At 46.1% G+C, this 12,784-nt stretch carries 11 protein-coding genes and 1 pseudogene; all 12 read left to right on the top strand.

The genetic code is table 11. The features are described from left to right. Window positions 1-80: 80 nt before the first annotated feature. The 12 genes and pseudogenes from ADU23_RS26245 to nudK all read left to right on the top strand — a co-directional run bounded on the left by ADU23_RS26245 (window position 81) and on the right by nudK (window position 12,614). On the top strand, window positions 81-968 hold the full coding sequence (locus ADU23_RS26245) for an SDR family NAD(P)-dependent oxidoreductase (protein WP_053376456.1): 888 nt from the start codon (window positions 81-83) through the stop codon (window positions 966-968). 143 nt (window positions 969-1,111) lie between these two features. Beyond that, window positions 1,112-2,761, top strand: a complete 1,650-nt coding sequence (locus tag ADU23_RS26240) for a helix-turn-helix domain-containing protein (RefSeq protein WP_053377839.1) — start codon at window positions 1,112-1,114, stop codon at window positions 2,759-2,761. Window positions 2,762-2,897: 136 nt separating this feature from the next. Beyond that, window positions 2,898-3,875, top strand: coding sequence for an iron-hydroxamate ABC transporter substrate-binding protein (locus ADU23_RS26235; protein WP_053376455.1), 978 nt, complete (start codon window positions 2,898-2,900; stop codon window positions 3,873-3,875). 18 nt (window positions 3,876-3,893) lie between these two features. Next, a complete protein-coding gene (locus ADU23_RS26230; RefSeq protein ID WP_053376454.1) occupies window positions 3,894-4,901 on the top strand; it encodes a FecCD family ABC transporter permease in 1,008 nt (335 codons plus the stop codon). Beyond that, the gene (locus tag ADU23_RS26225) at window positions 4,898-5,905 is read left to right on the top strand and encodes a FecCD family ABC transporter permease (protein ID WP_053376453.1); all 1,008 of its coding nucleotides are present in this window, start codon (window positions 4,898-4,900) and stop codon (window positions 5,903-5,905) included. The genes ADU23_RS26230 and ADU23_RS26225 overlap by 4 nt, the downstream gene beginning before the upstream one ends. 160 nt (window positions 5,906-6,065) lie before the next feature. After that, window positions 6,066-7,606: pseudogene (locus tag ADU23_RS34375) on the top strand (spore germination protein). Beyond that, window positions 7,593-8,693 carry a GerAB/ArcD/ProY family transporter gene (locus tag ADU23_RS26215; protein ID WP_053376452.1) on the top strand — a complete coding sequence of 367 codons (1,101 nt, stop codon included), beginning with the start codon at window positions 7,593-7,595 and terminating at the stop codon, window positions 8,691-8,693. The pseudogene ADU23_RS34375 and the gene ADU23_RS26215 overlap by 14 nt, the downstream one beginning before the upstream one ends. Then, entirely contained in the window at window positions 8,690-9,802 is a 1,113-nt protein-coding gene (locus ADU23_RS26210) for a Ger(x)C family spore germination protein (protein ID WP_053376451.1), read from the top strand. The genes ADU23_RS26215 and ADU23_RS26210 overlap by 4 nt, the downstream gene beginning before the upstream one ends. A gap of 120 nt (window positions 9,803-9,922) precedes the next feature. After that, window positions 9,923-10,333, top strand: coding sequence for a GNAT family N-acetyltransferase (locus tag ADU23_RS26205; protein WP_053376450.1), 411 nt, complete (start codon window positions 9,923-9,925; stop codon window positions 10,331-10,333). Window positions 10,334-10,438: 105 nt separating this feature from the next. Beyond that, window positions 10,439-11,332: a MerR family transcriptional regulator gene (locus ADU23_RS26200; RefSeq protein ID WP_231637535.1), complete on the top strand. Its 894-nt coding sequence runs from the start codon at window positions 10,439-10,441 to the stop codon at window positions 11,330-11,332. Beyond that, complete coding sequence (locus ADU23_RS33750; RefSeq protein ID WP_231637534.1) at window positions 11,311-11,664, top strand: hypothetical protein; 354 nt, start codon at window positions 11,311-11,313, stop codon at window positions 11,662-11,664. Before ADU23_RS26200 ends, ADU23_RS33750 begins: the two co-directional genes overlap by 22 nt. Next, complete coding sequence (gene nudK / locus ADU23_RS26195; RefSeq protein ID WP_053376449.1) at window positions 11,661-12,614, top strand: GDP-mannose pyrophosphatase NudK; 954 nt, start codon at window positions 11,661-11,663, stop codon at window positions 12,612-12,614. Before ADU23_RS33750 ends, nudK begins: the two co-directional genes overlap by 4 nt. Window positions 12,615-12,784: the final 170 nt, after the last annotated feature.

The following is a 12,784-nucleotide window of genomic DNA, read 5'->3' as shown; positions in this document are numbered from 1 at the left end:
CAAAAACATATAGTTGATATATATCAATTATAAAGCGGCACCTGTTAGGTGTCAAAAGTTTGAGGTGAAGGGGAATCATGATGACTACTAGTTCTACTATTGTAATCACAGGCGCAACAAGCGGTTTGGGGCAACTTGCAGCAATTGAACTAGCAAAGCGTAATACGCATTTGGTATTGACAGCTAGAAGCAGAGATAGGGCGGAAATGACGAAGAAATTATTATATGATCGTTCACCCGAAACAAAAGTGGATTTCTATTATGGAGACTTATCCTTGCTGGAGGATGTCAGGCGAGTCGGAAATGAAATAAAAAATGGCTATAGAAAAATAGATGTATTAGTGAATAATGCAGGGCTGCATGCATTCGAACAGAGGATAACTAAAGAAGGGTTTGCAGAAATGATAGCAGTCAACTATTTGGCTCCGTGGTTATTGACGCATACCTTAAAGCAATCCCTAATGAACGCAGGAAATGCCAGGATTGTAAATGTTGCTTCTGAAGCATCGCGCAGCCATGGTAAACTTAAGCTTCCAGAGGATCTGGTCGATACGTCTATGTTTACTTCCAGAGGCTCATCGGCGATATATGGAAAAACGAAACTGCTTGATATTATGTTTACGGCTGAATTGGCACGTCAATGGAGTGGAACCGGGATTACGGTCAATGCACTAAATCCAGGATTTAATGTAACGGGTCTGGGGCGTGAGCTTTGGTTTGCATCTATGCTGGAGCACCTACTTCATTTTTTGCGGATCGGTGATCCTCGCAAAGGAGCGGATATCATAACCCGGTTAGTTGCGGAGCCGCAATACGAAGGGGTGACCGGCGGATATTTTAACGTTGGAACAGGAAACGCGATTGTGCCTGCATACCCGGGCGGAGATATCGCTATGCAAAATATACTGTGGAATTCTACGAAACAATTATTAATACAAAGAGGCTTCTTATTTGAAAGCATAGATTAATATTGTTTGTTGAAGTGAGTATGGATGATATCTACCTAATGGTTGTACAATAAAATGGTTTCATCAGGACCTTACTAATTCGTTGCAAAGCTCAAGGACGTTTTTCACTATGATTTGGATTGGAGGTTTTGGTTGTGAAAAACATGGTTGTCTCTGAGTGGGCAGAGTCTCACTTTCCATTATATACGGCTGACAACATTCTTTCGGTTTATAGCACTTCTAATCTCCCGCTGTATGAAATTAATGAGCGTTCAACTGTTCTCATTGCGATCGCCAGCGGCAAGGGGAGCCTCCAGGCCAATGATGATACTTACGAGCTGACGGCAGGAAGCGTCATCCTTCTCCCGGCTCATACCGAGGCTGCTCTTATTGCGAATATCCAGCATCCTCCCCATGTCTATAAGCTTGCTATTAGTACAAGGGAGCAATCGAGTTCACTGCCGGAAGGTACAATGGTGCGGAAGAGCGAGGCAGCCTCGAATTCGAATATTCAATTTTTCGCCTATGAACCTGCGATCACAGCCTATGTGGAGGAGCTATATATCCATCGATTGCCAGAGAGCGAAATTCGGCATGTGCAAAATCAAATTGTGTTCCACCAAATTTTACTCCAATTGCTGGAGGGGCAAAAGGCCAAAAATGCTTCTAGCGAAAAACCTTCGATGGAACGCAGCATTTCTTACTTGGAGAACCACTACAGCGATAAAATCACGCGTGAGCAATTAGCTGGCATTGCAGGCGTAAGCGCATCGCACTATTCGATTCTCTTCAAGCAGCATACCGGCTTCTCGCCGAATGAATACTTGTCGCGGCTTCGTGTTCACCGTGCCAAGGAGCTATTGCTTAGCGGTTCGGGCACGCTTAGAGAGATTGCGCTGAAGGTTGGTTACAAGGATGAGTTTTATCTCAGCCGCCGTTTTAAGCAGCAGACAGGCGCAGCGCCCTCTGCCTACAACCGAGGATCGTTCCAGCGAGTGGCCGTATTGCTTACGCCTTATGCCTGCCATCTGCTTCTGCTTGGCTTAGAGCCAGCTGTGCTCATTTCGGAAAGCAGCGAATACGTTAACACGTTTGGTCTTCAGCCGCCGCAAACGATGGTGTTTATAAATACGACCAGTTCTGCAGAACAGGTGAAAGCTTCCTTGCTCGATAACAACATCGAGCTGATTATTGCGGCAAGCCAGCATCTGCATCATTATGGATTGAATGGAGAACATTTGCGTGCAGTAGCGCCGGTTGTGGAAATTTCTTGGATGGAATTAGGCTGGAAAGAGCATATGCGTCTGATCGCGGAGGTCATACAACGAAGTGATAAAGCCGAGCAATGGTTGGCCGATTTTGAGAAAGAGGAACAGGCAGCACGTTCGAAGGTAGAGCAAAGCCAAGCTGCAAATGAAGTGATTACGATTCTAGTTATAAAGCCGGAAGAATTGCTCGTATATGGAGTTCGCAATGTAGGATGTGTTATATATCAATCGCTAGGATTGCAGCCACCTGCAAGGATCAAGCGGGAGATGGAGACGCGCGGGGATCAATTTCATTCCATTCCCATTGAGATATCGGAGCTTGCAGATTATGCAGGGGATAGAATACTTGTCATTGTGTTTCCGGATGTGAAAGGATCAACCGCGCATTCTGAGGCGATATTCAAGTCCTACTATTGGAGCAAGCTTCCTGCCGTACAGCTTAATCATGTGCATTTGCTCGACCGGGATGAATGGATTCCTTACAATCCGGTATCTATTCGCTTGCAGCTTCAAAGGGCGGTAACGTTGTTTACAGGTAACCAATAGTCCAAATGATTTTTCAAACAAAAAGGCATGGCTCGACGTATACGGGATCCCTATAATAGTTTTATGGAAATGAAAATGATAATTATTTTCAATGCCGTAAAAAAAGGCAGCACTAAAAAAGGGAGAGAGTCATCTTATGAAAAAGCTTTATTTACCACTCGTTTTGATCTTAGTTATGGTTTTGAGCGCTTGCGGAAGCAATCAATCGAACAAAGCTACCAATGCTAGCAACACGACTTCCGATTCTTCCTCGAACGCACCGTCCGGTGAGGAGTCACCTACAACCGCCACGGATTCGGACACTTTTACTTATCAATCCGAGAATGGGCCTGTAGAGGTTCCGACTAATCCACAACGTGTTATTGTGATCACACGATTTTTAACGGGGAATGTTATGGCGTTAGGTGTGCCGCTTGTCGGCGTGGACGAAATGTCCAAGTCCAACCCGAATTTCGTAGAGAAGCTAGCTAATACAGAAGCAGTTACGGACGAAAGCCTTGAGAAGATCATCGAGCTGAATCCGGATCTCATTATCGGTCTATCCGATATTAAAAACATCGACAAACTCAAGCAAATCGCGCCTACCGTTACTTACACATACGGCAAAGTTGATTTCCTGACGCAGCAGCTTGAAATCGGCAAGCTGTTGAATAAAGAGCAGGAAGCTAAGGATTGGGTCGAAGATTTTAATGCGCGTACCAAAAAGGTCGGAGAAGAAATCAAAGCGAAAATCGGCGCGGATGCGACGGTTTCGGTCATCGAGACGTTCAATAAGCAGCTCTACGTTTACGGTGAAAATTTTGGCCGCGGAACGGAAATCCTCTATCAGCAATTCGGCCTAGGCATGCCTGAGAAAGTGAAGGAAGCGACGAAGAAAGAGGGCTACTTTGCCGTATCGACGGAAGTTTTGAAGGATTACACAGGCGACTATATTATTTTCAGCAAAAACGCGGATGAAGACAACTCGTTCCAAGATACCGAGACATATAAAAATATTCCGGCTGTCAAAAACCGGCATGTCTTTGAAGCGGATGCGAAGGCATTTTATTTTAACGACCCGCTTAGCATGGAATACCAACTGGAATTTTTCATAAAAAACTTTCTCGGCCAATAACGAAAAGAAGAGAGTCCAATGAAGAGTAAACGACACCTTGTTCCTATTTCATACAAGCTCCTTGTCTGCGCAATTGTGCTTATGCTGAGCTTCATCGCGTCGATGATATTTGGTGCCGCGGATACGACGTTCGAGGATTTTTGGCTTGCACTAACTTCCGACTCGAAAAGTGACAGCATTCTCGTCCTGCGTGAGATTAGGCTGCCCCGTGAGCTTGCGGCGATTTTGATCGGCGCCGCTTTTGGCGTATCCGGCGCTATCATGCAGGGGGTCACGCGCAATCCGCTTGCTGATCCGGGCCTGCTTGGCCTAACTTCCGGCGCCAACATGGCGCTTGCGTTAGCTTTCGTATTCATTCCGGGGCTGAACTATTTCGGCATCATGGTCGCTTGTTTCCTTGGCGCCGCTCTTGGAGCAGCTTTAGTCATCATTCTTGGCTCGACGAGGCGGGGAAAATTGTCTCCGATGCGAATCGTATTGGCAGGTGCTGCTGTTTCCGCATTTTTGTATGCCATCTCGGATGGCGTCAGCATCTTTTTCAAAATTTCCAAAGACGTAACGATGTGGACCGCTGGAGGTTTGATTGGAACAACATGGGGCCAGCTCCAAGCTATTGCACCGGTGATTTTAATCGGAATCGCGGTGGCACTGCTTATGTCTAGCCAAGTGAGCATACTTAATTTGAGCGACGAGGTGGCGATGGGTCTCGGACAAAAGCTGATGCTGATCAAAGCCATCTTGTTTATTCTTGTCATTGTACTTACTGGGGCCTCGGTAGCGCTTGTCGGCAATATGGCATTTGTGGGTCTGATGATTCCGCACATCGTCCGTAGATTCGCAGGCACCGATTATCGGCATATCATGACTTTCTCGGCTGTTGTGGGAGCAACGTTCATGCTGCTTGCCGATATGCTAAGCCGTACGATTAACGCGCCGTATGAGACACCGGTGGCAGCTATAGTAGCTTTGCTAGGCTTGCCTTTCTTCTTATTCGTCGTGCGCAGAGGAGGCAAAGCTTTCTCATGATACGGTTAGCGCTCATTCGTAAACAACGCTTAATCCTGCTTGTTAGTTTAGGGCTTATCGTTGCAACAGCTGCAGCCAGTATGGGGATCGGTTATTCCTCTTTGTCGTTTGACAGGCTGATACCTGTTTTATTCGGCCATGGTACATTCAAAGAAGATTTTGTCTTGTTCTCCGTCCGGCTGCCGCGGATTGTAATTACGCTGCTGTCAGGTATGGCGCTTGCGCTCTCAGGTTCCATTTTGCAAAGCGTCACGCGCAACGACCTGGCAGATCCCGGTATCATCGGCATTAACTCTGGAGCGGGCGTGGCGATAGCCGTCTTCTTCCTGTACGTCCCGATCGACGTGGGATCATTTGTTTACGTCCTGCCGCTTGTTGCTTTTGTAGGCGCATTGGTAACGGCCGTCCTTATCTATTTATTCTCGTACAGCCGATCGCGCGGGCTTGATCCCATCCGGCTAGTGCTGGTTGGCGTCGGCTTCTCCATGGCGCTGTCGGGGATTATGATTGTCATCATCTCGTCTGCGGAACGCTCGAAGGTTGATTTTATCGCGAAATGGATTGCGGGCAATATATGGGGGGCGGATTGGCCATTTATTTGGGCATTGCTTCCATGGTTGTTCCTGCTCATACCGTTTACCTTATATAAGTCTCATAGACTTAATCTTCTTGCGTTAAACGAAGAGACGGGAATTGGCGTTGGTTTAAAACTTGAAAAGGAACGCCTTGTGTTAATTCTGACCGCAGTTGCAGCTGCTGCTTCTGCGGTATCTGTAACAGGCGGAATTGCATTTATTGGACTAATGGCTCCGCATATTGCCAAAGCATTGGTAGGTCCTCGCAATCAGCTGTTCATTCCCGTTGCGGTTTTGCTCGGGGGCTGGCTGCTGTTAATCGCGGATACGCTTGGACGCAATCTCGTCGATCCTGACGGGATTCCGGCAGGCATCATGGTTTCATTAATCGGCGGGCCGTACTTTGTTTATCTATTGCTAAAAAAATAGCCGAGACCAAGCGGCGATACTAATAAAGACGACATTCAATTCACCAATTGAATGTCGTCTTTTTGTTTCTTCGACTTCAATGGGACGATTAGGCGTTGGAATAAAGGAACCATATGCTGGTAACAATACGCTGTGAAGAAAAGAGGAAAGGGGTGCCGTTATGGGGTTTTTCAGTCAGATCTTTTCTAACAATCATCGTAAAAGCACGGGCATGTCCAGTACTAACCGAAAAAAGCCGATTTTCCATAACGTGGCTGATACCATTGATAAAAATGTTTCATATGTAAACGAAGCCCTCTTCCATACTGAAGACCTTGTTAACCGCCCCATTCATTTTCTAGCTGAGCAAAGCTGCCTTCTCTATCTCAATTCGGCATGTGATCCGGGCAAAATCGAGGAGATTATCCTAAAGCCGCTTCAGCGAGCGCAGGAAGCGAATCCAGATCGAGATCTAACAGGTGCAATAATAGAGAAACATAACAATCTAGAGGATGTCATCGATCTCATGATTCGCGGATATGCCGTTCTCTTCCTTGAAGGCCGTCAAGAAAGCCACGCGATTTATGTTCCTTGCATCAACATTAGAGCAGTAGATGAGCCTGCTAACGAAAAATCAATTCAAGGTGCGCATGACGGATTTATTGAGAACATGCATGTAAATCTACAGTTAGTCCGCAAGCAAATCAACAGCCGGAACTTGGTCGTGCGCCGATATACGTTGGGGAACATGACGAAGACCGAAGCGTCCCTCGTATATTTGAACGACCTGGCGAGCCCGGAACTAGTTGAGGAGATTGATCGCAAAATGAAGGCGGTCAACGCGGATAACTTAATGAATGCCTATCTGTTGTTCGAATATATCGAGAACCGTTCGTTTTCTCCTTTTCCGCAAATTCTTCAAACCGAACGGCCTGATAGAGTGGCGGGTAATCTGTTGGAAGGCCGCGTTGCACTTCTAATGGAGGGAACGCCTGCCGTACTGATCATGCCTGCAACCTTCTTCGTATTTTATCAATCGCCTGACGATTACAATAGTCGATCCCTGGCTGGTTCATTCCTAAGATTATTACGGCTGTTAAGTTCCTGATCGCCATTACTCTACCTGCCTTCTATATTGCGGTCGTGTCGTATCATTATGAAGTCATCCCAATGGAACTGTTTTATCAAATTAAAGGCAGCGTTGAGAAAATTCCTTACCCGTCCATTCTGGAAGCGTTGTTCATGGAGCTTACGATAGAGCTGCTCAGAGAAGCTGGAATGCGATTGCCCGCGCCAATCGGCCAGTCGATTGGCATAGTAGGAGGTCTGGTCATCGGAGACGCGGTCGTTCGGGTCGGACTCGTATCGTACCCGATGATCATCGTGGTTGTATTGACTGCAATCGCGTCATTCGTCGTTCCCTCTCATGAGATGAGTTATTCTGTGCGGCTGTTAAGGTTTCCGGTGATGATTGCGGCAGCGCTGTTCGGATTTTTGGGCATCGTGTTTTCTTTAACGGCGATTGCCGTGCATCTATGCAAGCTTGAATCGTTTGGTACTCCTTACTTCGCCCCAGTTGCTCCTTTGCGGCTGAAGGATTGGAAGGACGCTATTGTTCGGCTTCCCTTCTGGAAGCTGAATGAACGTCCTATTGACGCGCATCCACAAAAGCTGGTTCAAGAAAGCAGTTCGAAGGAGGAGAGGAGTGATGATCGCGGATAAGGAGAAAATAACGCCAGGACAACTGACGGTTATCGTTATTCAAGCCCAGATCGGAGTAAGCGTTTTGTTTTTACCTTCCATCGTTGAAACCGTTGCTAAAAACGATTCTTGGATTTCCGTCATTTTGGCAGGACTCGCGGTATGTCTCATGATCGTGATCATGTGGGGGCTGAGCCGGAGATTTCCCGCGATGATATTGTTTGATTATTTACCTCTGCTGTTAGGGAAATTCGTGGGGAAAATCGTGCATATCATTTATGTGCTGATGTTCATTTTTGAATGCAGCCTCATGTTGGTCCAATTCGCCGACGTGATCAGGGATTGGATTTTTCTAAGAACTCCCGCCTGGGTAATCTTGGCTCTCATGCTGCTCACATCCCTATATATGATCAGGGAAAATATTCGATTGATTGCGCGGTTTTTAGTGCTGACATTTGTGCTGATCTTTGCCTTAATCTTTATCGCGACATATGCGTACCGAGACGCGGATATTATGTATATTTTGCCAATCAATCAAGCCGGGTTTTCAAATATCGTAAATGGCATGCTGAAATCCATGAATTCATTGTACGGCTTTGAAATTCTTTTGTTCTGTTATCCCTACGTACAGGGGAAAAGCAAACAAATTTTGAAAGCAACGCTCTACGCTAATCTATTCTCGACGCTAATGTATACCTTTTTGGTGTTCACCTGCTTTATTGTTTTCAGCCCGGAAGAGCTTAGGGTTATTCCTCAGCCTGTTCTGTACATGGTGAAGGGGTTGTCATTCACCATATTCGAGCGTGCCGATTTATATTTCTTAACGATCTGGACAGTCGTGGTCATCTCGACGGTAATGGTCTTTCTGTACATGTCGGCTAAGGCGGTATCCACGCTGTTTGGTAAAAAAAATCATGCGGGGACTGCGCCATTTGTTGCCCTAATCATCTTCTGTATTTCGCTTGTCCCACACGATCAAGACATGGTTAATACACTGCAGAGAATTGTAACGATCCTAACCGGCGTCTCTCTTGTAGTGATTCCGGTCGTTTTACTGAGCATCTCCTTGCTCTTGAAGATCAAAAGGAAGGAACAGGCGGAAGCATGAACAAACACCTCCACTGGGTAATGATAGGTTCAATTGCCGCTTTGTTATGCGGATGCTGGGATCAACAGCTTTTAAAGAACGAGAGAAATGTGAGCATAAGCGGCATGGACCAAGGTACCGATGGCATGCTTCAGTCCACGGTATCCATTCGGGATATTACGGTGACAGAAGCAGGCAGCAAGGATAGGAGCGAAGTCCATTCCGTGATGGCGAGAAGCAGCCAGCATGCAACGGAATTGATTGACGAGGAAGTATCCGGCGGCTATTCTTCAGCCAAATTGAGAGTGCTTCTGATCGGCGAAGCTTTAGTGAAAAACGCAGATATCAAACCTTACCTTGATCTGTATTATCGTGATCCGAAAAGTCCCTTAACCGCGAGAATCGCCGTTACGAAAGGAAAAGCGAAGGATATGATCGAGCTTCAGCATATTGGGACGAAGACGATCGGCTTGTACATCGACGATCTTCTCAGCAGTATGGAAGAATCGTCGGCCATTCCCCGGGTCAATATTGAAACGCTTCATCCGCTGGACCGCGGGTTTGACTTTGCCTTGCCCTATCTGATCAATCATAAAGGAATGCCAACCGTTAGCGGCATTGCGATGTTCAGCGGTACCAAGATGACGGGAAAGCTAGACCGGGACGAAGCTAGGGTGTATCTTCTTTTGTCGGGCAGTAAAAACAAAAACGCGAGGCTGACATTAAAATCGGTGGATTTAAACAAAACAAACAGCTACAACTACGTCACCTTCGAAGTAAAGAAATTAACGCGAAAGCTTAAAGTAATCGTATCGGACAAGCAGCAAATTAGGGTTAAGCTAGATTTAAAGCTTAGGGTTTCTATTTTAGAAGATCCAAGCGACCATTTATATAAGATGAGTGTGATGCATGATCTTGAACGGTTCTTATCGGAACAGATGAGGGACGAATCGATAGCCATTATTCAAAAGATGCAATTGGCCAAGCACGACGGTTTTGGAATTGCCCGCAGACTTATGTCGTTTCACCCCGAACTATGGAAGCAGATCGACTGGAAGAAAGAGTACCCGCAAATTCCTTTCGATACAAGTGTCTCCTTGCAAATCGTGAACACGGGCATTACAGAGTGAATTCAGGTTACGGGCGATTCCGAATTATGGTAATATAGTTGAGATCCATATTCGTAAATCTAGCATAGCAGCCTCTTAAAAAAGATTTGCAAAACCTGTGAATATAAAGGGGGGGTAGTGTTGAGAGTAGTTGCCGCAACGGAATCAGACTATGAATACATTAGAATCCATGATCACCATCTTTTAGAGCGTTTAATTTTACCGAAAATTCAGGGTAATGAAATATATCTATTACAAAATGATGATGAAACGAATATCGGATGGATGAGGCATGGTTATTTTTGGGACAATACCCCTTTTATGAATATGATTTGGATTAATGAACCATATCGCAGCAAGGGGATAGGGAAGCAAGCTGTGCTCTTTTGGGAAGAAGAGATGAGACAAAATGGTTTTAAATGGGTGATGACATCTACTATGGCGAACGAAGAGGCACAGCACTTTTACAGAAAATTAGGTTATAGGGATGCAGGCTGTTTATTGCTTGAAAATGAGCCATTGGAAATTCTGCTGACCAAAGGATTAATCTAGCGTAATATCGAAGGGCTGCCATGTGGCAGCCCTTCTTTTAAATAAAGCTTGTAGGTGACGTTACGTCACCTTATATAATGGAAATCACGAAAGGAGGATGTGTGTTTGAAGCCAGGGGAAGTTCAATATCTGACGACAGGCCAGCTTGCGCAGCGAACGGGGATGACGCTCAGAACACTCCGTTATTATGATAAGATCGGTCTGCTGAAGCCCGCAAAATACAACCATACATCCATCCGACTATACAGCAAAGATGATGTAGCACGACTGGAAAAGATCCAGATGCTTAAGTACATCGGGTTATCCCTAGCCGAGATCAGTCAAATTATGCTGAACGACACTGCGCCAGAACGAGACTTAAGAAGCTCATTGAAGATGCAAAAAGACATCATCCAGCATAAGATCGCTCATATGATGTACGTATCTAAAACCATTGAAGAAGCGCTGGGTATGGTTGATGAGCAAGGTGAGGAAGTGGATTGGGAAGGTTTAGCGGGCATAATCCAATCGATTCATAAGGAAAAGGACTGGAGTGAGCAGTACCAAAACGCATTTCGGCTGCAAGCGAGAATAAGTCTGTACGATCAGTTTAGCCTCAATAAGATCGGATGGCACAGGTGGTTCTTTGAACATCTGGGCTCGGCTCCCCATTTAAAGGTGCTGGAGCTTGGTTGCGGTGATGCTGCCTTATGGCGGCGAAACGTAGACCTCATCCCCGAAACCTGGAACATTACGCTTACGGACCTGTCGCCAGGAATGCTTGATGAGGCAAAGATAAGTTTGGGTGCGCACAGCGGGCGATTCAAATTTCTAGTTGCCGACGCCCAGGCGGTACCTTTTCATGACAATGAATTTGATATCGTAATTGCCAATCACATGCTCTATCATGTACTCGATATTAACCGGGCTGTCCCTGAAATGCATCGGATACTAAAGCCTGGTGGCTGCTTGTACGCCTCAACGATGAGCAGAGCCATTTGCGGGAAATCGAGCAGTTGACGCAAGCCTTTGACGCAAATATTCAGGTGCTTGATCCTGTAATGGAACGTTTCCATCTGGATAACGGGAAAGAAGCGCTGCAGGACTCGTTTGCAGAGATCGAACAGATCCGCTTTGAGGATCACATGCTGATTGACGATGAACAGCCTCTCATCCAATACATTACTTCAACGCCGATGAATGCGAGGACGGTTCTTGTCGGCGGGAAGCTCGACCAATTCACAACTTATTTGCGTGCCAAGATAGCGGAAAAAGGAGCTCTCTACATCACGAAGGATTCGGGATTTTTTAAGGCAAAAAAAATGGTTGAGGATAAGGAGAAATACATATGAATCCGAATATTAAAATCGTGAAAGAAGAAATTTTATCTAATAATTGGTATGTTTTGAAGAAGATGATTTTCAAGTATCAAAAGCGCGACGGCAGCTGGGAAACGCAAGAAAGAGAAGCGTATGACCGTGGCAACGGCGCTGCGATTCTGCTGTATAACTTGGAAAAGCAAACCGTGATTCTGACCCGGCAATTTCGAATGCCGACTTATATAAACGGAAATGAGAACGGGATACTTATCGAGGCTTGCGCCGGACTGCTGGATAAGGACTCGCCGGAGGACTGCATACTCCGAGAAGCGGAAGAGGAAACCGGATTCCGGTTGGCTAATGTCCAGAAGGTTGGGGAGGCTTATATGTCTCCGGGCTCGGTCACGGAAATATTATATTTTTTTGTTGCGGAATATGCCTCGCATATGCAGACGGGACAGGGCGGAGGCGCAGAAAAAGAACAGGAAGAGATTGAAGTGCTGGAACTGCCCTTCGAGCAAGCGCTGAGCATGGTGGAGAACGGTGAAATACGAGATGGGAAAACGATTATGCTGCTTCAATACGCTCAGCTTAACGGGTTGATTCAGCCAAAGAGCAAGTCTCTGCATATATTGGTAGCGGGGCCTTACCGTTCCAATACGGGAGACGATTCAAAGCTAATCGAGGCTAATATGCGGCTGATGAATGAAGCGGCATTACGCGTTTATGAAATAGGGCATATGCCGGTACTTGGCGAATGGTATGCGCTGCCGCTCATGGCAACGGCAGGATCACGACGGATCGGAGATGAGATTTTCGACCGTATGTTTCACCCATCGTCCGTTCGCTTGTTATCCCATTGTGACGCGGTATTGAGAATTGGGGGACCGTCAAAGGGTGCCGATGAAATGGTCAGAACAGCTGAAACTATGGGGAAAAAAATATTCTGTGATCTCAATGAGATACCGGTTAGCAGCCTCTAAAGTTATGAAGCTAGCATCAAATTAGCCCCCTCCTGTTGAATAGGCGGGGACTGCTTGGTATTAATACGGCAGCATATTGACGGGCTTGCTCTACTTGAGCTCACACCTATTCACGGAATATAACAAAAAATTCCTTTTTTTGTAAATACACATAGCTATGGGGTCAAGTA

The sequence above is a fragment of the Paenibacillus sp. FJAT-27812 genome (genome assembly GCF_001273905.1).
Lineage (GTDB): Bacteria > Bacillota > Bacilli > Paenibacillales > Paenibacillaceae > Pristimantibacillus.
Note: the sequence above shows the minus strand (reverse complement) of the source record. Positions and strands in the feature narration are given on the sequence as shown.

Coding starts and splice junctions, on each gene's coding strand:
- ADU23_RS26225 (WP_053376453.1), top strand. CDS start 4,898: ATGATACGGTTAGCGCTCATTCGTAAACAACGCTTAATCCTGCTTGTT.
- nudK (WP_053376449.1), top strand. CDS start 11,661: ATGAATCCGAATATTAAAATCGTGAAAGAAGAAATTTTATCTAATAAT.
- ADU23_RS26210 (WP_053376451.1), top strand. CDS start 8,690: ATGAACAAACACCTCCACTGGGTAATGATAGGTTCAATTGCCGCTTTG.
- ADU23_RS26245 (WP_053376456.1), top strand. CDS start 81: ATGACTACTAGTTCTACTATTGTAATCACAGGCGCAACAAGCGGTTTG.
- ADU23_RS26240 (WP_053377839.1), top strand. CDS start 1,112: ATGGTTGTCTCTGAGTGGGCAGAGTCTCACTTTCCATTATATACGGCT.
- ADU23_RS26215 (WP_053376452.1), top strand. CDS start 7,593: ATGATCGCGGATAAGGAGAAAATAACGCCAGGACAACTGACGGTTATC.
- ADU23_RS26230 (WP_053376454.1), top strand. CDS start 3,894: ATGAAGAGTAAACGACACCTTGTTCCTATTTCATACAAGCTCCTTGTC.
- ADU23_RS26235 (WP_053376455.1), top strand. CDS start 2,898: ATGAAAAAGCTTTATTTACCACTCGTTTTGATCTTAGTTATGGTTTTG.